The organism is Chromatium okenii (assembly GCF_002958735.1).
Classification (GTDB): domain Bacteria; phylum Pseudomonadota; class Gammaproteobacteria; order Chromatiales; family Chromatiaceae; genus Chromatium; species Chromatium okenii_A.
In genome coordinates this window covers 614,244-636,560 of sequence record NZ_PPGH01000037.1, presented here as the reverse complement: position 1 = coordinate 636,560, position 22,317 = coordinate 614,244, and the positions used below count along the sequence as shown (strand labels likewise).

The window sequence follows — 22,317 nt, the reverse complement described above, 5'->3', positions numbered from 1 at the left end:
GCGTTGAGTGGCAGGATTTTTCTGTCACAACTCGCGGACTTGCGCCGCGCTTGAGGTCAACCATGCAACCCGTCACTGGAAATCGATCAATCACTGCGTTGGCACAAACCGCCACGACCAGTTCACACCACACGCTACTCACCAGCCGCTCATCTGCTGCGCCAGCAGTACAAAACCCCGGCGCTGGCGGTGATTTGGCTGCCGAAATCGCAGCTCGGTTGGAGCAAGATTTGGATTATCAGATTTTGCGCAAATCCTTTGATTTGGAATCGAAAACTTCGTTGAATGTGCACCGAGCACAAACTCAGGCTGCGGCAGCGCAAGCCGACGCAGTGACGGCGCACCAAAACGCAGTGGCGCTGAATCTGCACGTCGCCACACCACAACAATCCACCGCAAAAGTGGCGCTGGCGCAGCAGTCCAGCACCAGCTCCACGTCGAGTTTTTCGTTGGTATTTCAGGTGCGCCAGCAGCAGTCACTGGAAGTTTCAGTCAGTGTCAGCAGCAATCTCGCTTCGATTTTCACGACCGATCCGCTGGTGCTTGATTTGTCTGACGCTGGCATCGCCACGACGGGCGTTGAGAACGGCGTGGAATTCGATTTGAACGCAGATGGCATCACCGAGCAGGTCAGCATGGTGAATAGTGAAACTTGGTTGCTGGCGCTAGATCGCAATGGCAACGGACGCATTGATGACGGCGGCGAGTTATTTGGCGATCAACACGGCGCAGCCAATGGATTTGCGGAATTGGCGCGTTATGACGCGGATGCGAATGGTGTGGCGGATGGCGTGATTGATGCCAATGACGTGGCGTTTTCACAATTGCAATTGCTGCAAATTGACCGCAACGGCAAGCAAGTCACGCAGACGCTAGAAGAAGCAGGTGTGGTGGCAATTGAGCTGGCGCATCAAAATACGCGCAAAGCCTTGAATTTATACGATACCGTCGCGCAAACCGCGCAATTCCGGCGCGATGACGGCAGCACCGGAGAAGCAGCAGATGTGCTACTGGGTTATCGCAGCATTGCCTGAATGCGGGCATCTTGCGTTGATGGTGGACATGACAGCACGTCAGTTTGGATACCGATGCTGCTAGACTAGAAGCGAGAACAGGCTTGTCTATCCTAGGTATCTACCGATGCAGCAGACATCTGAAGTGCTGTCACTTTTGACGGAAATTGATCTGATTCGAGACCTTTCGGAAAGCACCCGCGAGGTGCTGTCAAAACAATGCACGATGGGCGAATTAGCACCAAAAAAGCGCATTCGGCTCACCGACATTGAAGGCTGTCGATTATTTCTGGTTGATGGCCACGCAGTGCGGCTGACAAATGGTGTCACCGAGCGTTTGGAGAGTTATCAAGGGTTGAGCGATCCGATCAATCTTTTTGCAAATGAAGGTGAATTTGCAAATGATTGCGTCATCACCGAAACGCCCTGCATCGTGCTGAAGATCCCGTTGACAGCACTGGAGTCGGCGCTCAACACCAGTCTCGAAGTCAGCGATATTGAGCTTGATCCTTCCGAAGGCATGTTTCTCGCGGAACTGTACGAGCTCATCACCAGCAATCGACTGGAACTGCCCGCCCGTCCTGAAATTGCTCTGAAAATTCAGGAGCTCACCAATGATCCCGATGCCGGAGTGCAGGAACTCACCGAGGTAATTCAGCGCGACGGCACCATCGCTGGCGCACTGCTTCATGCCACCAATAGCCCGCTCTTTCGTGGCACCAAAGAAATCCAATCGGTGCGTGACGCAGTGCTGCGCTTCGGATTTCGTAACACGCGAATGCTGACCACCAATTTGGCGTTGCGGCAATCTTTCAAAGCCAAACACAATGTCACCCGCGAGGCGATGGCGGCAGTGTGGAGCGACAGCGTGCTGTGCTCGGCTTACAGCTATTTGCTCTCGGATATTCTCGGCATTTTGAATCACGATCGGGCGCTGCTGGCGGGACTGGTGGCTGGCATCGGCGCAGTGCCGATTATTCAATTCATTGAAATGCGCGATGCTAATCCCCGCTTGGCACGCATTGAATCGTTAATTGGCAAACTGCGCAGCATTACCGGAGTGTTGGTTATCAATTATTGGGGTTTAGGCGAAGATTTGGTGGAAGTAGCGGAGCATTCGAGCCATTGGGAACATCGCGCCGAGAAACCTGATTACGCTAGCATTACGACGGTAGCGCGGTGGGCAGCGTTGCAAAGTGAAGGTCGCCCGCATCCTCCAGCGACCGAAGTTCCGGCATTTGCGACATTGGGCTTATTGCCGCCGCCACAACCGGGCGAATCCATTGCACAATTGATTGGTAGCGAAAAAGCATTGGAAACTATCAAATCAATGTTTACGGTTTGATCGGTTTTTCAAATCAGCAACGATTTACTGGAGCATGTGCGCGTGTCCTCACCCATTAACCATCAACGCTCTTATTAAACAGACTGGTCGCCTGCTGGCGATTCCACGGGTGGTGGGCGAAGTGCTCAAGCTGCTTGATGACCCGAAAAGTCGTCAATCCGCCATCGCTGAGTTGCTGGCGCAGGACCCCGCACTGGTCGCCATCGTGTTGCGACTGGCGAACAGCCCAGCATTTGCCAGCTCGCGCACGGTCGATTCGATGGAACAAGCGACCATGTTGCTGGGACGCGATCATCTGCGGCGTTTGGTGATCGCTGGCGCAGTGACGCAGGCTTCCGACCGTTTGCCCGCGCAGAATCTCTTGCCGTTGGAAGTGTTTTGGCATCATTCCGCGTACTGCGCAGTGATTGCGCGATTGCTGGCGGATGCCGAAGCGCCAGCGTTATCGGGCACGGTATTTTTGGGCGGACTGCTGCACGATTTGGGACAGTTGGTGTTGTTTTCGCAGGAACCGGAAGCTGCGCATCACGCATTTCTGCGCAGTTTGAGCGAGCCACAAGCGTTAACGCCGCAAGCTGCGGAACGGGCTGAATTAGGTTTTGATCATGCGGAATTGGGCGGAATGCTGGCGGAGCACTGGGGTTTGCCCGACAGTTTGTGCGCCTGTCTGCGCTTTCATCACGATCCGCTGCGAGCGCCAGCCACTTTTCGTGTGCCGGTGATTCTGGTGCATTTGGCGAATACCGGCGCACATTTAGCCGAACTAGATTCACGCGATTGGGACGATGCGCCGCCGATTGATCCGGCGATTTGGTCAGAGATGCGCATTCGTCCAGAGGGATTTTTAGAACTGCTGGATAAGGCGCAGTATCAGGTGCTGGCGGTGGAGGCGTTGCGCAATCCCAGTTTGAATTAAACGCTCGGCGCTGGCTGTTCCAACCGATTCACATCCACGGCAACGCGCAAATCGTGAGTGCCGCCGCCGTAAAAAATCCCCCGCAATGGCGTCACATCTTGAAAATCACGACCCACCGCGGTCGTGATGTATTGCAGATTCGGCGTTTGATTATTTGTCGGATCAAAATCCACCCAGCCCAGTTCGGGAATCAGCACCGCAAACCAAGCGTGTGACGCATCTGCGCCTTGCAATTTGATCTGACCGGGCGGCGGCAGCGTCTCCAAATAACCGCTGACATACCGCGCCGCCAATCCCAATCCGCGCAGTCCGGCAATCGCCACATGCGCAAAATCCTGACACACGCCGCGCCGCTGCTGCATCACCTCTGCCAGTGGCGTGGCGACCGTTGTTGACAGTGGATCGTATTCAAATTCGCGGAAAATTCGCCCCATTAAATCCAAGGTCGCTTCTAAAATCGGTCGCCCCGCAGTGAACGACACGGCGGCAAATTCCCGCGCCTCTGCATCAAGCGGCACCTGTGGCGATGGCAACGTAAACATGCGAGCGTTGGTCATCAGCGCATCGCCTCGGTCATACAACCGCGTCACCACGCGCTCCCACGTCGGCGTTTTATCGGCATCGGGCAGCGCCAGCACATTCACATCGACTTCGCTGGTGGCGATCACTTCCAATACGCTGTGCGCCTGTTGAATCGAAAAGTAATTGACGCGATTGCCGAAAAAATCCTCACGCTCGCGCATCACCGCTGGCCAGGGATCAACGCGCAATTGGCTGGCTAAACACCGCTGGCGGCGCGTTTGCAGCGGTTTGAGATGGGCGATGCTGTGACACAACGACACCGGTTCAGCGTATTCGTAACGGGTGAGGTGCACGACGCGAAACTTCATGGCGCAGTCGCTCCAGCACGACGCAGCAGACTGTGCGGCTGTTCTTCGTGGCGGAAATACTGCGCAGTGATCGCGTCTGAAATCGCCGCCAATTCATTGCTCAAATCACTGAGCATTTTGGCCAGCGTGACGCGGCGGTTGCTGTGCTTATGCGGTTGAATCAATTGGTCAATCTCAGTTAAACGAATCTCGGTTAAACTTTTCAGCACCAGTTTCTCCGCTGCCGTGCGCCCTATCGCTAAATCACCGCGTGGCAAATCGCTAATCAGCCGGTCAAGCATCGCCAATTGATACGCCAGCGCCCGTGGATTGCCTTCGTCTTGCAGCACCAAATCTAATAACGCGCCGACGCGAGTGCCGGCGTGATAACGCCGCCGATAGGTAATCAAACTGTCGGTAATGCCCAGCACGGCTTCAATCAGCATGTTTTCATCTGGTTCGCCAGCAATCGGCACCAGCGTTGAATGCAGTAAACACGCCAACGCAGTGCCGCGTTCCAAGCGCCGTCCGGTTTCCAGAAAATGCCAGCCCTCGTTGTGCGTCATGTTTTCCTGCGTCAACCCTGAAAATGCCACCAGCGAAGTTACTAGCGGATCAAGTTCATCCAGAGCCTGCGACAATTGACTGGGCGGATTTTGCGTCAAATTCGCCAGTCGCCCTTCGATGTCGCTGATGATGCGCCAGGTATCCGCCGACAGTCGTTCGCGCACTGAATACGCTGCTTGCCCAAGTGCCTCCAACGTGCGCGGTAATCCGCCGCTGCGCTGCGGATCGGTCATCAATGACAGCAATTCGGGAATGGGCTGGCACAGCAATCCTTCTGCGCCAGCACCGACGAAACCGGGAAAGGACTGCGTTTGATTGGTCAATGCTTCCAGCAGCGAGCGCAGACAAGAGGAGCTGGCTTTTGACAGCGGATAATCTGCCCGCTCCGCAAATTTGAAAATGGTAATCCGCAACAGCCGCACCAAGCCCTCGGCGCGTTCGGCGTAACGTCCAATCCAAAACAGGTTATCGGCGACCCGACTCGAGACGGCGCTTTCCTGCACCACCGCTGGACTTTGCGAATCAGTCGTCACGAGCAGACTTTCTTGGCGCTCTGGCTCCGATGCCAGCACCCATACATCTTTGCCCAGCCCGCCGAGTTGACCAGACACCAGCGCAGTGTCTTGGGTCAGGGCGATGCGCCCCAATCCGCCCGGCATGACTGCGTAACTGTCTTCTTCGGCAACCAAAAAAGTGCGCAATACGTTGGGACGCGGTTCGAGGCGTTGACCGATTAACGCTGGCGCAGTGGACGGCAAAATCTGTGCCTGCGCCACATAACCGCTGGGATTTGCTTGAATGGCTTTGAGCAGCGCGGCTCGCGTCGATGGCTCCAATGTTGCGGAAACATAAGCCGACAGTGGGCGCGGAATCTGCACGCCGCTGCGAGCGGCAAGGGTTGGAATGGGTTTAATAATGAGGTTGTCGAAATCTCGCAGCACCTGCGCCAGCGCCGCTGGTTCGCCACACCACCACGTCGGCACATCCGGCAGCAGCAGTGCTTCACCAAGTAAATGCTCGCAAATGTGCGGTAAAAACGCTGGCAATGCCGGATGTTCCAAAATGCCGCTGCCGAGCGCATTGGCCAACACGAGATTGCCTGCTCGCGTTGCCTGCAATAAACCGGGTACACCGAGAAAGGAATCCTCGCGCAGTTCGAGCGGATCACACCATAAATCATTGACTTGGCGCAGCACTGCGTCGATGCGCTCTAACCGTCCCAGTGTGCGCAGCCACAACGCTCCATCGCGCACCGATAAATCGCCGCCCTGCACCAGCGTGTAGCCGAGATAATTCGCTAGATAAGCGTGTTCAAAATAGGCTTCATTCGCCGGGCCGGGCGTGAGCATCACCACTCGCGCATGATCGGTGCGACGCGGTGCGAGTTGCGCCAGCGTTCGGCGCATGGAGCGGAAAAATCCGGCGAGCCGATGAACGTGTGAATCACGGAATAAACTCGGCAATACCCGCGAGAGTACGACGCGATTTTCTAACGCATAACCTGCGCCCATTGGACTTTGAGTGCGATCGCCAATTACGCGCCATTGACCATTGGGCATTCGCGTTAAATCAGTGGCGTATTGCACCAGCGGACGTCCAGCAAAAATTTCAATACCGTGACAAGGCAATAAATAATTGGCGTGACCATCAATCAATTCAGCGGGAAGAAGTCCGGTGTGCAGCAATTCGCGCTCGCCATAAAGATCGCGCAAAATTAAATTGAATAATTCTGCGCGTTGAATTAAGCCGCGCTCCAATTCCGCCCATTCGTCACTGTGAATTAAAATCGGCAATAAATCCAATTGCCATGGACGCGACATGCCTTGTGGATCGCCATTGAGGTTGTAGGTGATGCCGTTATCACGAATCAGCCGCGCTGCTTTACTGCCACGTTCGGCAATGGCTGCTGCGCCCAAAGTACGCAGTGCATCCAGCAAATAGCGCCATTGCGGACGCACTTCGCCGCTGGCGGTGCGCATTTCGTCGTAACGATTGGCGAGCGGGGAATAGGCATCAATCAGCCCGGGTTTTTCTAAAAATGGTGCTAAATCAGAAACGGACATGAGCGTCAAGGTCTGTGAAGAGCGCATGATTTGATTAGACACGCCGTGTCTAACCGACGCAAGGGTTTAAGAAATCTGCTAACTCACCTGCTTTGTTAAACCGCTCCAACTTCTTTTTTTCAAAGAGGCACGTGCAACGGTTGCGCTAGAATGCGCATTATTTTGGCTCAGTGAACAACCCAGATCAAACAAGATCAGCACACGAGGATTCAGCGATGGATTGGAAAAAAGCATCTATTATCAATGCAAAACGTCTCGAGCAGGCGCTAGATGTCGAACGTTTTGCGCGTCAATTAGCTGAATTGCCACAAGCGCGACAAGCGGGAATTACTCAAGCGCAATTAACCGCGCTTACCGAAGAACGGAACAGGCAGAACGGCAGCGTCAACGTTTAGAAAAAGGCGAGTTTCGTATTGCTGTCGTTGGTCTCGAAAAAGCCGGTAAAAGCACATTTGTTAATGCGTGGCTGGGTTGCGATCTATTACCCGCAAAATCACTGCGTTGTACCTTTACGACGACGCAAATTTTTTCAGTCAAAGAAGAGACTGAACAACGACTGGAAACCCAACCAAAAACCAATGGTGAATTCAGCAGACTCGTTGCTGAATTAAACACCGTTGCGAATGGCGCAGATGACACTCGGGCTAAAAATGCAAAAGAAGATTTAGCCACCATTCAACAGTATCAAACAACGCTTAAAGAAGTATTGGATGAAGGGGCGCGAGCCAAACATTTCACCAATTTAGAAGAAATTAAAGATGCTTTGCGCAAATACGTTGCGGATGCGCGTTTTGCTCATGCGATGCACGAAGCAAGATTGTATACCTGCCGATTAGCTGAAGCTGAAGGCATTGTGTTTTATGACGTGCCGGGATTGGATTCAGGATTAGCAAAACATATCGAAGAATCCCGCGATATGCTGCACAGTTGCGATGCAGTTATTTTAATCCAACGTTATCCAGATTTGCGCGGTGCGGAAAAGGATTTAATTAAATTTGCGCGAGAAGGTGATCGCCACATTCGTTTAGAAGATAAGATGTTTGTCTTTTTCGGACGCATGGATTCTTTTGCGACACGAGAGGCATTTCAACGCGATTTTCAACATGCGGTGCAAGCATGGCGCGAGGAGGCTAATTTGCCACCGTCGCGTATTATTGGCGGATCAGCGGGTGCGCATTTGGTATTGCATGGTATGGCCGAAAGCGAAACGCTTAAAGACCTCGGCGATCAACAAAAAATTGCTGCGGATTTGCGGCGCGTTACTGGTGAAAATACCGCAGAATTAGATGTTCTAAAAACCTCACTGGTATTGATGCGATTAAAACCACCATCAACCATTATTTGAATCACGAGCGCGTGGCTATTGTGGAACGCCGCTGCACGGCGCTATTTGAAACGATATTGCGTCACAGTGAAGATATTTATCGACAAGTGCGCGGGCATTTTCCTGAAGACCCGGATGAAGCGCGGCGGCGGCAAGATGAAGATCGCAATCTCGCTTTTAATCAATGGTGGAGTGCGCGTCAAGATCAACTCAAAGCTGAATTCAATGCTTATTACAATAAAGAAGTGAGCGCCGATTTTAATGCCAATACGTTGCGTGGCTTTAATCAGCGGTATGAGGAAATCGTGCGCGAGAATATGGCGAAATTACCCGCCCGCGCTGCTGCGCAACGGGATTACAAATTTTTCAGCAGTATGCAGCATGGATTTGATCCCGATGCAGCCAACCGCGAATGGCGCGAAGCATTGTATAAAGATGTGCGCCAAATGATTCAAGAGATTGCAGCAAAACTCGCAGTTGAATTGGATCAAGATACACAAAAGATTAGCGAATTTGTGACCGGTCAATTGTGGGGGAGTGATCGCGTTCGCCATTTGCTTGTCGGTGATACACGGCAATTTCAAGAGCGGTTGCAATACAGTCTTAAAGCCTTGTTTTTGCGGTTTGTGCGCCCGCTGGCTGAGGCATTGGTACGCGCTCCAGTGAATAGCCAAACGCGGATGAATATCGTTCGTGATAGCGGTGTTGATATTGAAATTCTTGATTACTACTACCCAGAGAGTGGCGAGATTCTTTATCGTGAACTTAAACAGTATTTACGGCATGGTTCCAAGCTATTGACTGATCCGGCAGTCGCAAAAAATATGTTTTCTAGTCATCTGATAAAATTGATAAGATTTGTGAAATCTTAAAAAACGCAGTGGCTGGCGTGAGTGAACAGGGTGTTGATCAAGAAAACCGGCGTCAGGTAGTAGAAGAAGTGGAGGCAGATTTGCTGGCATTGGAGTATTACTTGTTGCACAGTTTATTTGATGCAGCGGCTTCAAAGCATTTTGTCAACAGGAATTAGAAAACCTGCGCGACCGCTATTTAGAACGCATGAATGATGGCAGTTGGGGTGGTATTGCTGGCAATGAATGGAGAAATGGTAATTCAATTATGGTGGCGGAATTGCCGCCGGAATTGCGCCCGCAGACATTTAATACAGAAGTGAGTGATCGGTTGCGTCAACTCGGCATTGCCATCCAACAGGCACGTCATTCTGTATAGTGCAAATAAGAGGGTTAATTTATGGCTGGGTCTAATGTCTGTCCGGTTTGTAGCAAAGAACATGGAAATGTGTCACATTGCAAATTGTCATTTTGATTTGACTGAGTATGCTTTTGCAAATCTCCGTCAACAGAAAGCAATGGTAGAAGCGCACCGCACACACTGGTTATCTGCTCATTCACCAGCATTAGATTCGATTGCGGCAGATTTAATTGTAGCACCAGCACCGCTGATTGATCATGCAGCTCCGTTAATTCCTGAACCACCTTCAGCATCAGTAGATCGCGGCGCATTAGAAATTATCGTGCTGTGCTGCAAATGGCGTGGGTCGATCAATATCTCGACATGCAAGAAATTAATTTGCTTTTTAAGCAAGCGCGAGAATTGAGTTTGACTTCGGAACAAACTGAAGCGATTGATCGAGAGGTGATTGGGCGTTCAGTGCGTGAACAAGCCTATTTTACTGCCTTGCAAGCAGCACGGAATGAACATGGCGATTTTTCATTGCAAGAATTACAAAAATTACCTGCATTTATGCAGCAAATTTCGATTTCGCATGAACACGCGCAGGCAGTGGAATTAGAGGTTTTAGGAAAATCTCTGATTGAAGCATTGATTTTTGAGTTGCAGCAGCAAAAAGAAAGTATTCCAGTAGTACAGGACAATCATTGTATTGAGACGAATTTATAGATTATCCACTGATCAATGAGCGTTACTGTGATTTAGGTGATGGAACGGTATTGGATACGCAAACCAATTTGCAATGGATGCGTTGCGCATTGGGGCAAACTTGGGATGGAGAAAATTGCGTTGGTAAGGCGATCAGATTTAATTGGGATGAAGCAAACACTGCGGTCAAAGATCATCAGCAGTTAATGATAATGATTGGCGATTGCCTTCGTTAGAAGAGCTGGCAACGCTGATTGTGAAGGACAAAAACCGACAATTGACTCAAAGTTTTTCCAAATACGTTAGCTTGGTTTTGGTCTAGTTCATTGGATGCTGATAATTCAAGTTATGTTTGGGGCGTGAATTTTCACAACGGCGACATCAATAATAATTATCGAAGTGGCAATAGCTACGTTCGCCTTGTGCGCAATAGATTGTGATTTTGCAGTACATTGATATTTGGTGTAAGCGTATACATTTAGAGAATTGCTGATTTATTCGTTGAGTGAGCGCATTTTGATTAGCAAAATCAGGATATGATCGCAACCGAATTCCCGTGATAATCATCAGGTTTCCTTTAGGTTTATGCTCATGCCGTTCCCGCCACCGCGCATTCTTAGCGCCCGCGTTCACACCTTCGGACAATATCTGCTGCAACGCTACGGTCAGCGCGTCCACAAACTCGCGCTCCACGCCGGTTTCACTTGTCCAAATCGTGACGGCGCAAAAGGACACGGCGGCTGCACTTTTTGCAACAACATTTCATTTAGCCCCAACGCAGCGAATCCGCCCGCGCTGGCTATTCAATTAGAAGCTGGGCGACAGGTGCTTGCCAAACGCACTGGAGCACGGCAGTTTCTCGCGTATTTTCAAGCCTATACCAACACTTATGATCCGCTTGATGCCCTGCGCCGGCGGTATGACAGCGCTTGAGTCATGCTGACGTGATTGGGCTGTCGATTGGGACGCGCCCGGATTGTGTGCCCGATGCAGTGCTGGATTTGCTCGCCAGTTATCAGGCGCAGGGCAAGGAAATTTGGCTGGAACTGGGGTTACAGTCCGCTGATGATCGGACTTTGGAGCGCGTCAATCGCGGTCATACTTTTGCTGAATATCGCACTGCGGTCATTGCCGCGCAGCAACGCGGAATTCCGGTGTGTACCCATTTAATTCTCGGTTTGCCGGGCGAAGGGCGAGCGCAGCGTTGACCAGTTTGGAGCGGGTGTTGGAGCTCGGCGTGGAAGGCTTAAAACTGCATCCGCTGCATATTGTGCGCAACACGCAGCTGGCGTTGGAGTGGCAGCGCGGCGACTATCAACCGCTGGTGTTTGACGATTATGTCAACCTGTGCGCCGATCTGGTCGAGCGCACACCGCCTGCGGTGATTTATCATCGACTCACCGGCACTGCCGCCCGCGAGATTTTGTTAGCGCCGAGCTGGTGTCACCAAAAATGGGCGGTGCTCAACGCCATTGAAGCTGAGTTGTATCGCCGCAATACCCAGCAAGGCGCACAGCTCGCCACCGCACCCTGTCATCCACTTGTCAGCACTGCCTGACGTCACACGAGACTGAAATCATCATGGAACTCGTCTGTCCTGCCGGTAATTTGCCGATGCTCAAAGCAGCCGTCGATCATGGAGCCAATGCGGTTTACATTGGTTTCCGCGACGACACCAACGCTCGCCATTTCGCTGGCTTGAATTTCAACGACAAACAAATCCGCGAGGGGCTGAATTACGCCCACGACCGCAAAGTCAAGGTGTTTGTCGCCATTAACACTTACGCGCAGCCGAATGGCTGGGAACGTTGGACGGCAGCGGTAGATCGCGCTGTTGATCTCGGCGTGGACGCGATCATTCTCGCTGACATGGGCGTGTTGGATTACGCCGCCGAGCGTTATCCCAACGTCAATCTGCATTTGTCGGTGCAGGGTTCGGCAACCAATCCGGCAGCGATTGGCTTCATGCACCGCCATTTCGGAATTAAGCGCGTGGTGGTGCCGCGAGTGTTGTCGCTGGCGCAGGTCGCGCATTTGATTGAAGAAACGCCAGTTCCGGTGGAAATCTTCGGTTTCGGCAGTCTGTGCGTGATGGTCGAAGGGCGTTGTTTATTATCGTCTTATGCCTGCGGACAATCGCCGAACACTTACGGCGCGTGTTCACCAGCCGCGCATGTTGAATGGCGCGACACGCCCAAAGGTCAGGAAACGCGGCTCGGCGGCGTGTTGATTGAACGGCGTTCGCTCAATGAACCGGCAGGTTATCCGACGCTGTGCAAAGGGCGCTACGACGTTGCGGGCGAATTGCGCCATGCAATTGAAGAACCGACCAGTCTGAATACCTTGGATATTTTGCCGGGGATTCTCGCCGCTGGCGTCAGCGCGATTAAAATTGAAGGTCGCCAGCGCAGCACCCGTTACGTTTCGCAAGTGACGCAGGTCTGGCGCGAAGCGATTGACGCTTGCCAGCGCAATCCAGACACCTTTCGCCCGAAAGAAAGCTGGCATCAAATCCTTGCCCAAGTATCGGAAGGCGCACAAACCACCATCGGCCCCTATCATCGCCCTTGGCACTAATTCACTCACAGCGACCCGTCATGCCAACGACTTCACACTCCATTCCACGCCTCACGCTCGGTCCGATTTTGTATCACTGGACACGGGAGCAGATTTTTGATTTTTATGCAGAAATGCTTGAAACGCCGGTTGCAGTGATTTATCTCGGCGAAACCATTTGCTCGAAACGACGACTGTTGCGCCCAGAAGATTATTGGGAATTGGCGGAGCGCGTCGCTGCCGCTGGCAAAGAACCGGTCATTTCCACGCTGGCGCTCATTGAAGCAGACAGCGAATTAAAAACGCTGCAACGCATTTGTGCTGACGAACGGTTTTTAATTGAAGCCAATGATTTAGCGGGATTGGATTTTCTGGAAGGACGACCATTCGTCACGGGTCATTCGATCAATTTATACAATCAACGAACGCTGGCTTTTCTCATCCAACGCGGCTTAAAACGCTGGGTTTTACCCGTTGAATTAGGACGCGAAACGACTGCCGCTTTAATTAAAACGCGCCCCGCTGGTGTGGAATGCGAATTATTCGCGTATGGACGTTTACCGCTGGCGTATTCCGCTCGCTGCTTCACCGCGTATAACCGCAATTTAAGCAAAGATGATTGTCAATTCTGCTGCGGTGATTATCCCGACGGGTTATTGGTTTCCACCCAAGAAGGAACACCGTTTTTGGCATTGAATGGAATTCAAACGCAATCGGCAACCACGCATAATTTGTTATCGGTATTGCCGGAAGTGGCGCAACTCGGCGTTGAATTGCTGCGCATTAGTCCGCAATCAATGCACACCGCTGAGATTATTCAAGTGTTTGCGAAAACACTCGCTGGCGAACTTGATCCAATTGAAGGCACGGCGCAATTACGCAATTGGTGTCCCAGCGCCCTGAGCGATGGTTATTGGACGGGTAAAGCAGGGATTGCAACTGCTTGATTGCCAGTTAAAAAGTTGTCAGTTTTCAGTGACCATGCCGTATACCTAATTCACTTAAATTGCTTGACCGAGAATTGCGATGAGCACTAAAGACCATTTGATGATTTTCGATACCACGTTGCGCGATGGCGAACAAAGCCCCGGCGCATCCATGACCCGCGATGAAAAAATCCGCATCGCCAAAGCGTTGGAACGGCTGCGTGTCGATGTGATTGAAGCCGGATTTCCAATTGCCAGCCCCGGCGATTTCGAGGCGGTGAAAGCGGTCGCTGCGGCAGTGAAAGATAGTCGCGTGTGCGGGCTGGCGCGGGCGTTGGATGCTGATATTGACCGCGCTGGCGAGGCGCTGAAAGGTGCAAATGCTGGGCGTATTCATACGTTTATCGCCACTTCACCGATTCACATGGAAAAGAAATTGCGCATGTCGCCCGATCAGGTGCTGGCGCAGGCGGTGCACGCGGTGAAACGGGCGCGGCAATTCACCGATGACGTGGAGTTTTCGCCCGAAGATGCCGGACGTTCTGAGATTGATTTTTTGTGCCGGATATTGGAAGCGGTGATTGCGGCTGGTGCGCGTACCGTCAACATTCCCGACACGGTCGGCTACAACATTCCCGATCAATTCGGCAGCCTGATTGCGACGCTGCGCGAGCGTGTGCCGAATGCCGATCAAGCGATATTTTCGGTGCATTGCCACAACGATTTGGGGCTGGCGGTCGCCAATTCGCTGGCGGCAGTGCGCAATGGAGCGCGGCAAGTGGAGTGCACTATCAACGGCTTGGGCGAACGCGCAGGCAATGCTGCGTTGGAAGAAATCGTGATGGCGGTGCGCACTCGCGCCGATTTGTTTGACTGCGCAACGCGGTTGGATACCACGCAAATTATGACCTGCTCGCGGCTGGTTTCGACCATCACCGGCTTTCCGGTGCAACCGAATAAAGCGGTCGTCGGCATCAACGCTTTCGCGCACGAATCCGGCATTCATCAAGATGGAGTGCTGAAAAACCGCGAAACCTACGAAATCATGCGGGCGCAGGATGTTGGTTGGACGGAAAACCGAATGGTGCTGGGCAAGCATTCTGGGCGCAATGCGTTTCGGGCGCGGCTGTTGGAGCTGGGCATCACCTTGAATTCTGAGGAAGAATTGAACGCAGCGTTTGCCCGTTTCAAAGATTTGGCTGATAAAAAGCACGAGATTTTCGACGAGGATTTGCAGGCGCTGGTGACGGATGCGACGCTCGAAACCGCCAACGAGCGGGTCAAATTGGTTTCGCTGCGCGTGTGCTCCGAGACTGGCGAAACGCCTCATGCGCAATTGGTGCTCACCGTTGATGGCGTTGAGCAAACCGGCAGCGCCAGCGGTGGCGGTCCAGTCGATGCGACGTTCAAAGCGATTGAAAGCATTGTGAAAAGTGATGCAGTGCTCCGGCTGTATTCGGTCAACGCGATCACCAGCGGAACGGATGCGCAGGGCGAAGTCACGGTGCGTTTGGAAAAAGGCGGGCGCGTGGTCAACGGACAGGGCGCAGACACCGACATCGTGATTGCCTCGGCCAAAGCCTATCTCAATGCGTGCAATACGATTTTGCATCCGGCCGAGCGGGCGCATCCACAGATTGCGGATGTTTGAGGACGTAACGATGGACGAAACGCGGCGACGTGCTTATCTCGAAGCGATGGACATCAGTCTGTGGCAACCGCGTTTTGCTGCGTCGCCCACATCGTCAACGCCAGCGGTAATGCCCGCCGCAGCGCCAGCGTCGGCAGTAATCATGGAGCAATCTGTTGAATCCACAGTGATTCATCCAGCGCCAGCACCGATTGTTGAAGTCATACCGCCAGCGCCGATGATTGAAACCGCAGCGCCGGTGATTGCTGCGCCAGACTGGAACACGTTAATTGCTCGCGTGAGCGCGTGTCGTGCTTGCGGGCTGTGCGAACAGCGCACCCAAACGGTATTTGGTAGCGGCAAACGCGATGCAGCGTTGATGTTCATCGGTGAAGCGCCGGGCGCAGAGGAAGATCAAACCGGTGAGCCGTTCGTTGGGCGAGCGGGAAAATTGCTGACCGCCATCGTCAGAGCGATGGGGCTGGAGCGTGAGCAGATTTACATTGCCAATGTCGTCAAATGTCGCCCGCCGGACAATCGCAATCCGCATCCTGATGAAATCGCTGCCTGCGCAGAGTATTTGCGGGAACAGGTGGCGCTGATTCAACCGCGCATGATGCTGGCGCTGGGTGGCGTGGCGGGACAGAGTTTGCTGCACACGACCGAGACTGTTGGGGCGCTGCGCGGACGCTGGTTTACGTTTGGCGAGACCAAAATTCCGCTGCGCGTCACCTATCATCCTGCGTATTTGCTGCGGTCGCCGAACCAAAAAGTGAAGGTTTGGAATGACTTAGTTGCAGTGCTGGAGCGCATGAACGTCCAATCATAAAAATAAAACCAAGGGTATTTACTATTTAAGCATCTTCTAATATACTAATTCCCATGGTCGCAGTTCAGGCGATCAGATGAAGTGCAAATCAAAAATAATTTGGAGAATATCAATGAAAAAACTTGCTACTGCTGCCGCCATCGCTGCTCTGTTGGGTGTGTCTGCTTCTGCTTCCGCATGGTGGGGCGGTCCTTGGGGCAATAACAATGGCTGGGGCAATAATGGCTACGGCAACAACGGCTGGGGCGATGGCGCTGGCGACATGCTTGGCGACATGCTCGGCGATGGTTATGGCGACTTCAACATGAGCATGGGCGGCGGCGGTCGCGGCTATGGTCGTGGCAACGGACGCGGTTATGGTCGTGGTTATGGCTATAACGATGGTTACGGTTATGGCAATCCTTATTATGGCGGCTACGGCGCTCCTTATGGTGGTTATGGCGCACCTTATTATGGTGGCGCTTATCCATATGCGTTCCCATACGCACCGCCAGTTGCACCAGCAGCTCCTGCTCCGGCAGCGCCAGCACCAACCAAGTAAACGCTGTTTTTTAAGCGTCAAAAAAACCAGACTTCGGTCTGGTTTTTTTATGTCAATTGAAAAAAAGTTGGCAGTAACGACAGGATTTTCTACTGCCAAATTTTCTATAAAGTGGGTTGTATGCGGTGATTGTTACGGAATGATTTTGAGATTACGCAATTCGCACAGGAGCTTTTCTTTACGAATAGGCTTGACTAAATACGCATCGCATAATCCTTGAAAAGCGACACTCACTGTTTTAACATCATTCAATGCAGTGGTCATCATGATCTTCGCACCTTCTGAAGAAAAAATTCCTTTTGCTTCTTCAATTTCACGAATAGCCCGCAGTGCTTCTTGACCACTCATTTCTGGCATCATCACATCAAGACAAATTAAATCATAGGGCGCATTGATTGCATCAGCCGCTTTGACTGCGGCAATTGCTTCTTTGCCATTCACCGCAATATGTGTGGTGCCATAAAGATTGAGATATTCCTGAAGAATGGTGCGACTGACGAAATCATCTTCGACAATGAGTATTTTCAAAGTTTTATCCTCTGCGTTTAAGATACCGACATGGATTTTATCTTGTCTGCCATAATATAACCGCTAACTTTTCCTACAGGAGCTTTTCGATGTTGAGTTTTATCCGTCATTTTGCTGGAGTGAAAACCGATCAAGCGATGCAGGTTGGCATTGAGGCATTGGTACGTTGGGATCCAAAAGGTGCAACTGAAGCTGAATTGCGGGCAATGGAGCAGCGTCTGGATGAATTGGGATTGGAAGTTGCGCAAGCCCGCGCTTCTTATGAACGCGAGAAAAAAGAGGCGGATGCTATTCAAACTCTGTTGAATCAGCGGATGGCAGCGGCGGAATTGCTGCAAACGCAGGTCGCAGTTGAGTTTGACGCAGCACGGCGAGCCTCGTTGGAAAAAAGTTTGAATACCTTGCTCGATATGCTGGAGCAGATGACGCCGGACGTGGAGCGCGAAGTGAGTGAAGCGGCTGATGCGCAGAGTTTTTTGGCGATGCTGGAGACGACCTATGCGGATGCTGGCAGCAAATTGAAGGCAGCACGCAGTCAGTTGGAACGCGCCGAGCGGGATATGAAACGCGCCGAGCAGCAGCGTGAAGCTGCGGAACGTCAGGCGGAATCAGCGCGACGAGCTGCCGGTTTAAGTAGCACGACCAATAGTTTAAGTGTGGCACTGAAAGCGATGAACGATGCTGCGGCGCGTGATTTGGCGCAGGCGCAGGCAGCGACCGCCAAAGCCAAACTCCTCGCGCCAACCCGCCCAGAACAGGATGATCCCAATCTCGCAGCGGCGTTGGCAGCGGCGAGTGGAACGTTATTACCTGCGCAATCGCCAGCGACCGCTTGGCACGACTGAAAATGCGCCAGCCCTAAACATTCCATTTTCACTCCGCATCAGATGAAGCTAAACCCATGACACAATTGAATTTAGAGCATTTACAACCGCTGCGTGAGCAGTTGAATCAACATCCGATTTACGGCGCGTTAACCACGATTGAAGATTTGCGCGTGTTTATGGCGCATCACGTGTTTTCAGTGTGGGATTTCATGTCGTTAATCAAATACTTGCAGCGGTACATCGCGCCGGTGCAGGTTCCGTGGATTCCGCGCAGCGATCCGAGTTTGCGCTTTTTTATCAATCAGTTAACGCTGGAAGAGGAATCCGACACTGTGCCGCTGGCGGATGGGCAAATCGGTTACGCCAGTCATTTTGAGTCGTATTGCCGAGCGATGGAGGAAGTGGGCGCAGATGCGCAATTGCCGTGGGATTTTCTAAAACTGGTGGAAGAAAAGGGTATTGATGCGGCGTTGTATGCGCCCATCGTGCCGCTGCCTGCGCGGTATTTCAGCGAAACCACCTTTAGTTTTATCCGCGAAAACAAAGCGCATTGTGTGGCAGCGGCGCTGGCGCTGGGACGCGAGAATCTCATTCCGGCGATGTTTCGGCAGTTTCTGGGTCACATGCAGATCACCGAAGCGCAAGCGCCGGTGTTTCATTTTTATCTGCATCGGCACATTCACCTCGATGAAGATTTTCACGGACCGCTGTCATTTCGGCTGTTGGAAACGCTGTGCGGCGACGATCCTGAACGCATCAGTGAAGCAGAAGTCGCGGCTGAAGAAGCGTTATGTGCACGAATTCGCTTTTGGGATGGTGTGTTAGCCGCGATTCAAGCGCGGCGATAATCTGCGCAGAGTCAAGAGGTTATCGTGCAACCTCTTGATTCTGGTACACGCGCAAACTGTTGACGTGCGCGTTTCAGCCAAAAACTCTCCGGCAGCAGCAGTAAATGCACTGCGCCGAGAATAACGAATTGATACCACAGGCTGCCGATCCACAAGGGCGTCACGCCAGTTTCCAGCCAACTTTCCGCCAGCCGTTGCAAATTGAAAAAGCAGAAATACGCCAGCAGCGCGAGTAATAACCGCCCGGTTGCAGTTTGGCGTGGCGAAATTTCCACCAGCGGAATTGCCAATATCGACAGCGTGATAATCGCTAACGGCGCAGCGATTCGGTGTTCCAACTCCGCACGATTGCCACGTTCCGGCGTTGCCAGCAGTGCCGCTGTCGGCAAGGCGGCGCGTTTTGACGGAAACCGCTGCGGCGGAGTGTCGCTGCGAATCCGTAATAGATAATCCTCAAAATGACCGATCAAAAATGCACCTGCGCCGGGATTGCCATCAAACCGCTGTCCCTGTTTCAGTGTGACCAGATGATCGCCAGTCACGGGATCGAGGCGATGACTGCCGCCGGCGCTCATCACCAACTGCGTTGGTGCGCTGCGCCGATCGAGAATGAAGAGATTGCCCAGCGTTTTGCGTCGGTAATTTCGCCAATATAAATCACCACTTGACCGTTTTCTTCGACATAAAAGCGCCCCGGCTGTAACCCCGCAAGCTGCGCTGCCTGCTCGCGTTGCTGCAACCGAATATCCTGAATCGCGCTCGCCGCTTCGGGCTGCAACCACAGCGCAAACCACGCCGTCAGCAATGCCACCGGCAGCGCCAGTAAGAGCACAATTCGATATAAACGCGGCGGACCAATGCCACACGCATTCAGCGCAATCAGTTCGCTATCACGCGATAAACGGCTCAAAGTGACGAGCGCAGCGAGAAAAAATGCGGGTGGTAACAGGCTGGCGCTATCGCGGAGGAGTTGCAGCCGCAACACCGTAAACACCAGTTCAACATTGAGACCACCGAGGTTGACTTCTTCTAAAATGCGCAAAAACATCAAACTGGTCACAATCAACAGTAAAATGATGACAATCGCGCAAACACTTTGGCGATTTCGCGCAGCAAATAACGATCAATCACGTTTAACATAGCAATTCTGCGTTGAGTTTCACAATAATCTGACAACAGATAACACAAAAACGAATACTTTGCTTTCGCCCAAACGGGCTTTTTTCATGTGAATGTGGAGTGCATAAAATGGCGCATGGCGCAATTAAAAAAGTGGTTTTAGCCTATTCCGGCGGTTTAGATACGTCGGTGATTTTACAATGGCTGCAAGAAGAATACGGCTGCGAAGTTGTCACCTTTACCGCAGATGTTGGACAGGGCGAAGAATTAGAGCCAGCTCGTGCTAAAGCGACAGCGGCAGGCGTAAAAGAAATTTACATTGATGATTTACGCGAAGAATTCGTGCGTGATTTCGTCTTTCCCATGTTTCGCGCCAATGCGATTTATGAAGGCGAATATCTGCTCGGCACTTCAATTGCGCGTCCGTTAATTGCCAAACGCTTAATTGAAATTGCTGCTGCAACAGGCGCAGATGCCATTGCGCATGGTGCGACCGGTAAAGGCAATGATCAGGTGCGTTTTGAATTAACTGCCTATGCACTCAATCCCGACATTAAAATCATCGCCCCTTGGCGCGAATGGGATTTATTATCGCGTGAAAAATTGATGGATTACGCTGCCGCGCATGGCATTGCGGTAGAAATGAAACGCGATGGAACCAAATCGCCGTATTCAATGGATGCAATTTGCTGCATATTTCATACGAAGGCTATGATCTTGAAGACCCATGGATTGAACCCGGCGCGGATATGTGGCGCTGGAGCGTTGCACCAGAAGAAGCCCCTGATCAACCACTCACCATTGAATTAACGTTTGAACATGGCGATGCAGTAGCAATCAATGGACAACCATTCAGTCCGGCGGAATTATTAGCAGAACTCAATCGCATTGGTGGCGCACAGGGTATTGGTCGCGCCGACATCGTTGAAAACCGCTATGTCGGTATGAAATCACGCGGCTGCTATGAAACACCCGGCGGAACGATTCTATTAAAAGCGCACCGCGCCATTGAATCATTGACGCTAGATCGTGAAGCAGCGCATTTGAAAGATGAATTAATGCCGCGTTATGCCAGCTTAGTTTACAACGGCTATTGGTTTGCACCGGAACGGTACATGCTGCAAGCAGCAATTGACCAGACGCAGGCAGTGGTGAATGGCGAAGTGCGCTTGAAACTATACAAAGGCAATGTGATGGTCGTTGGACGCAAATCGGCAACAAATAGCTTATTTGACGCTTCAATTGCGACCTTTGAAGAAGATGCTGGCGCATACGATCAAAAGGATGCGACCGGTTTTATTCGTTTGAATGCGTTGCGGCTGCGGGTTGCTGGGCGCAAAGGACGTTAGTCTTTTTATTCAAACGCGGCAGCGTTACATTGCAATGCGATGTAACGCACACTGACTGTTTTATTCACATCGAGGCATTTAATGAAAGCATTTCGTTACTCTATTTTAGTGACGCTTATCTGTTTGATCGTAGCGTTTTACTGGGGAAATCAAACACCTGCTGGCGGTATGGCAGCAATGTTTTTAGCGTTAATTCTGGGCGTTATGGAAGTCAGTCTTTCATTTGACAACGCAGTTGTTAATGCCTCGGTGCTCAAGGAAATGGATGCCAAATGGCAACAGATTTTTTTAACCGTCGGTATTTTAATCGCCGTCTTTGGAATGCGGTTAGTTTTCCCGATTGTAATTGTCGCTATTGCCTCAGGTCAGGGCATGATTGATGTCACCTTGATGGCGCTGCAACAACCCGATCAATACGCAAAATATCTCACAGACAGCCATGTCGGTATTTCTGCGTTTGGCGGAATGTTTCTGCTATTGGTATTCCTTTATTTTATGATGGATGCCAACAAAGAATTACACTGGCTGGGCGCAATCGAAGAGCGTTTATCAAAACTTGGCAAGCTCGATGCAATTGAGGTGATGGTTGCGTTAGTTATTCTGTTTTTGCTACAAGCCTTATTGCCATTAGAGCCCGCAGCGCGGATGTCACTATTAGTTGCTGGCATTGGTGGTGTTATTCTCTACGTTGCAGTCAGTAGCCTTGATAGCCTATTTGAAAACGAAGAAGAAGGCGCAGCAATGGTCAATACCGCCAAGCGTTCCGGTATTGCTGGCTTTTTATATCTGGAAGTACTGGATGCGTCGTTTTCTTTTGACGGTGTAATCGGAGCGTTTGCCATTACCCGTGACGTGGTGATTATCATGTTGGGCTTGGCCATTGGTGCGATGTTTGTCCGGTCATTGACAGTATACTTAGTCAATAAGGGTACATTAGATGAATATGTGTTTTTAGAACATGGTGCGCATTGGGCAATTGGTGCATTAGCCGGAATTATGCTGACCAGCATTGTGCTACATATTCCTGAAGTGATTACTGGTTTAATTGGCGTTGCTTTTATTGTTTTTGCGCTGATTTCTTCAATGCGTTACAAACATCCTGTTATTGAAGCGACTGAATCAATAACATAGCCTGTTTAATTTTTCACTCGCCCGGAAGCAGTGAGCA

The 22,317-nt window shown here is 51.6% G+C and carries 23 protein-coding genes and 3 pseudogenes; 20 read left to right on the top strand and 6 right to left on the bottom strand.

The window, feature by feature from the left end:
* Nucleotides 1-62: 62 nt before the first annotated feature.
* From CXB77_RS14895 to CXB77_RS14885, 3 genes are all read left to right on the top strand, one after another.
* Nucleotides 63-1,034 (top strand): hypothetical protein, encoded by a 972-nt coding sequence (locus CXB77_RS14895; RefSeq protein WP_105074505.1) that lies wholly within the window; start codon nucleotides 63-65, stop codon nucleotides 1,032-1,034.
* A gap of 106 nt (nucleotides 1,035-1,140) precedes the next feature.
* Complete coding sequence (locus CXB77_RS14890; protein WP_105074504.1) at nucleotides 1,141-2,358, top strand: HDOD domain-containing protein; 1,218 nt, start codon at nucleotides 1,141-1,143, stop codon at nucleotides 2,356-2,358.
* A gap of 34 nt (nucleotides 2,359-2,392) precedes the next feature.
* Nucleotides 2,393-3,274: an HDOD domain-containing protein gene (locus tag CXB77_RS14885; protein WP_105074503.1), complete on the top strand. Its 882-nt coding sequence runs from the start codon at nucleotides 2,393-2,395 to the stop codon at nucleotides 3,272-3,274.
* On the opposite strand, the gene CXB77_RS14880 is transcribed toward CXB77_RS14885, so the two are convergent.
* A complete protein-coding gene (locus CXB77_RS14880; RefSeq protein ID WP_105074502.1) occupies nucleotides 3,271-4,164 on the bottom strand; it encodes a transglutaminase family protein in 894 nt (297 codons plus the stop codon). The genes CXB77_RS14885 and CXB77_RS14880 overlap by 4 nt on opposite strands.
* Nucleotides 4,161-6,773, bottom strand: a complete 2,613-nt coding sequence (locus CXB77_RS14875) for a circularly permuted type 2 ATP-grasp protein (RefSeq protein WP_105074776.1) — start codon at nucleotides 6,771-6,773, stop codon at nucleotides 4,161-4,163. The genes CXB77_RS14880 and CXB77_RS14875 overlap by 4 nt, the downstream gene beginning before the upstream one ends.
* A 215-nt stretch (nucleotides 6,774-6,988) precedes the next feature.
* Here CXB77_RS14875 and CXB77_RS22235 point away from each other — a divergent pair, with 215 nt between their 5' ends.
* Genes CXB77_RS22235 through CXB77_RS19875 form a run of 5 tightly spaced genes read left to right on the top strand, consistent with a single transcriptional unit; the run spans nucleotide 6,989 to nucleotide 9,327 of the window.
* Complete coding sequence (locus tag CXB77_RS22235; RefSeq protein ID WP_242445744.1) at nucleotides 6,989-7,168, top strand: hypothetical protein; 180 nt, start codon at nucleotides 6,989-6,991, stop codon at nucleotides 7,166-7,168.
* Complete coding sequence (locus CXB77_RS14870; RefSeq protein WP_347338179.1) at nucleotides 7,114-8,118, top strand: dynamin family protein; 1,005 nt, start codon at nucleotides 7,114-7,116, stop codon at nucleotides 8,116-8,118. The genes CXB77_RS22235 and CXB77_RS14870 overlap by 55 nt, the downstream gene beginning before the upstream one ends.
* 11 nt (nucleotides 8,119-8,129) lie before the next feature.
* Nucleotides 8,130-8,969: a hypothetical protein gene (locus CXB77_RS14865; RefSeq protein ID WP_146108843.1), complete on the top strand. Its 840-nt coding sequence runs from the start codon at nucleotides 8,130-8,132 to the stop codon at nucleotides 8,967-8,969.
* An 8-nt stretch (nucleotides 8,970-8,977) separates the two neighbouring features.
* The gene (locus CXB77_RS19880; RefSeq protein WP_172452692.1) at nucleotides 8,978-9,127 is read left to right on the top strand and encodes a hypothetical protein; all 150 of its coding nucleotides are present in this window, start codon (nucleotides 8,978-8,980) and stop codon (nucleotides 9,125-9,127) included.
* Between the two features lie 29 nt (nucleotides 9,128-9,156).
* Nucleotides 9,157-9,327 carry a hypothetical protein gene (locus tag CXB77_RS19875; protein ID WP_172452691.1) on the top strand — a complete coding sequence of 57 codons (171 nt, stop codon included), beginning with the start codon at nucleotides 9,157-9,159 and terminating at the stop codon, nucleotides 9,325-9,327.
* 14 nt (nucleotides 9,328-9,341) lie between these two features.
* Here the strand turns inward: CXB77_RS19875 and CXB77_RS14860 are convergent, their stop codons facing one another.
* The gene (locus CXB77_RS14860) at nucleotides 9,342-9,620 is read right to left on the bottom strand and encodes a hypothetical protein (protein ID WP_105074499.1); all 279 of its coding nucleotides are present in this window, start codon (nucleotides 9,618-9,620) and stop codon (nucleotides 9,342-9,344) included.
* Between the two features lie 25 nt (nucleotides 9,621-9,645).
* Between CXB77_RS14860 and CXB77_RS14855 the strand changes: the two genes are divergently transcribed.
* From CXB77_RS14855 to CXB77_RS14820, 8 genes and pseudogenes are all read left to right on the top strand, one after another.
* Nucleotides 9,646-10,017, top strand: a complete 372-nt coding sequence (locus CXB77_RS14855) for a hypothetical protein (protein WP_146108842.1) — start codon at nucleotides 9,646-9,648, stop codon at nucleotides 10,015-10,017.
* 275 nt (nucleotides 10,018-10,292) lie between these two features.
* A pseudogene (locus tag CXB77_RS24715) lies at nucleotides 10,293-10,436 on the top strand (hypothetical protein); the annotation flags it as partial.
* A 151-nt stretch (nucleotides 10,437-10,587) separates the two neighbouring features.
* A pseudogene (locus CXB77_RS14845) lies at nucleotides 10,588-11,554 on the top strand (TIGR01212 family radical SAM protein).
* A 23-nt stretch (nucleotides 11,555-11,577) separates the two neighbouring features.
* Complete coding sequence (ubiU, locus tag CXB77_RS14840) at nucleotides 11,578-12,573, top strand: ubiquinone anaerobic biosynthesis protein UbiU (RefSeq protein ID WP_105074496.1); 996 nt, start codon at nucleotides 11,578-11,580, stop codon at nucleotides 12,571-12,573.
* Nucleotides 12,574-12,593: 20 nt separating this feature from the next.
* Nucleotides 12,594-13,499, top strand: coding sequence for a ubiquinone anaerobic biosynthesis protein UbiV (gene ubiV / locus CXB77_RS14835; protein ID WP_105074495.1), 906 nt, complete (start codon nucleotides 12,594-12,596; stop codon nucleotides 13,497-13,499).
* Nucleotides 13,500-13,578: 79 nt separating this feature from the next.
* Entirely contained in the window at nucleotides 13,579-15,129 is a 1,551-nt protein-coding gene (locus tag CXB77_RS14830) for a 2-isopropylmalate synthase (RefSeq protein WP_105074494.1), read from the top strand.
* Entirely contained in the window at nucleotides 15,122-15,937 is an 816-nt protein-coding gene (locus CXB77_RS14825; RefSeq protein ID WP_242445743.1) for a uracil-DNA glycosylase, read from the top strand. The genes CXB77_RS14830 and CXB77_RS14825 overlap by 8 nt, the downstream gene beginning before the upstream one ends.
* A gap of 112 nt (nucleotides 15,938-16,049) precedes the next feature.
* Nucleotides 16,050-16,478: a sulfur globule family protein gene (locus CXB77_RS14820; RefSeq protein ID WP_105074493.1), complete on the top strand. Its 429-nt coding sequence runs from the start codon at nucleotides 16,050-16,052 to the stop codon at nucleotides 16,476-16,478.
* A 132-nt stretch (nucleotides 16,479-16,610) separates the two neighbouring features.
* Here CXB77_RS14820 and CXB77_RS14815 read toward each other — a convergent pair whose 3' ends face one another.
* Nucleotides 16,611-17,006, bottom strand: coding sequence for a response regulator (locus CXB77_RS14815; RefSeq protein ID WP_105074492.1), 396 nt, complete (start codon nucleotides 17,004-17,006; stop codon nucleotides 16,611-16,613).
* Between the two features lie 89 nt (nucleotides 17,007-17,095).
* Between CXB77_RS14815 and CXB77_RS14810 the strand changes: the two genes are divergently transcribed.
* Complete coding sequence (locus CXB77_RS14810) at nucleotides 17,096-17,851, top strand: hypothetical protein (RefSeq protein WP_197711074.1); 756 nt, start codon at nucleotides 17,096-17,098, stop codon at nucleotides 17,849-17,851.
* Nucleotides 17,852-17,907: 56 nt separating this feature from the next.
* Nucleotides 17,908-18,681 carry a DUF3050 domain-containing protein gene (locus CXB77_RS14805; RefSeq protein ID WP_105074491.1) on the top strand — a complete coding sequence of 258 codons (774 nt, stop codon included), beginning with the start codon at nucleotides 17,908-17,910 and terminating at the stop codon, nucleotides 18,679-18,681.
* 11 nt (nucleotides 18,682-18,692) lie between these two features.
* Here CXB77_RS14805 and CXB77_RS24020 read toward each other — a convergent pair whose 3' ends face one another.
* Both CXB77_RS24020 and CXB77_RS24015 read right to left on the bottom strand, forming a co-directional pair.
* Nucleotides 18,693-19,292 carry an LptF/LptG family permease gene (locus CXB77_RS24020; protein WP_347338178.1) on the bottom strand — a complete coding sequence of 200 codons (600 nt, stop codon included), beginning with the start codon at nucleotides 19,290-19,292 and terminating at the stop codon, nucleotides 18,693-18,695.
* Nucleotides 19,256-19,729 carry an LptF/LptG family permease gene (locus CXB77_RS24015; RefSeq protein WP_347338148.1) on the bottom strand — a complete coding sequence of 158 codons (474 nt, stop codon included), beginning with the start codon at nucleotides 19,727-19,729 and terminating at the stop codon, nucleotides 19,256-19,258. The genes CXB77_RS24020 and CXB77_RS24015 overlap by 37 nt, the downstream gene beginning before the upstream one ends.
* A gap of 200 nt (nucleotides 19,730-19,929) precedes the next feature.
* Here CXB77_RS24015 and CXB77_RS14795 point away from each other — a divergent pair.
* A pseudogene (locus CXB77_RS14795) lies at nucleotides 19,930-21,149 on the top strand (argininosuccinate synthase).
* An 81-nt stretch (nucleotides 21,150-21,230) separates the two neighbouring features.
* Nucleotides 21,231-22,280, top strand: a complete 1,050-nt coding sequence (locus CXB77_RS14790) for a DUF475 domain-containing protein (protein ID WP_105074490.1) — start codon at nucleotides 21,231-21,233, stop codon at nucleotides 22,278-22,280.
* The last annotated feature ends 37 nt before the right edge of the window (nucleotides 22,281-22,317 follow it).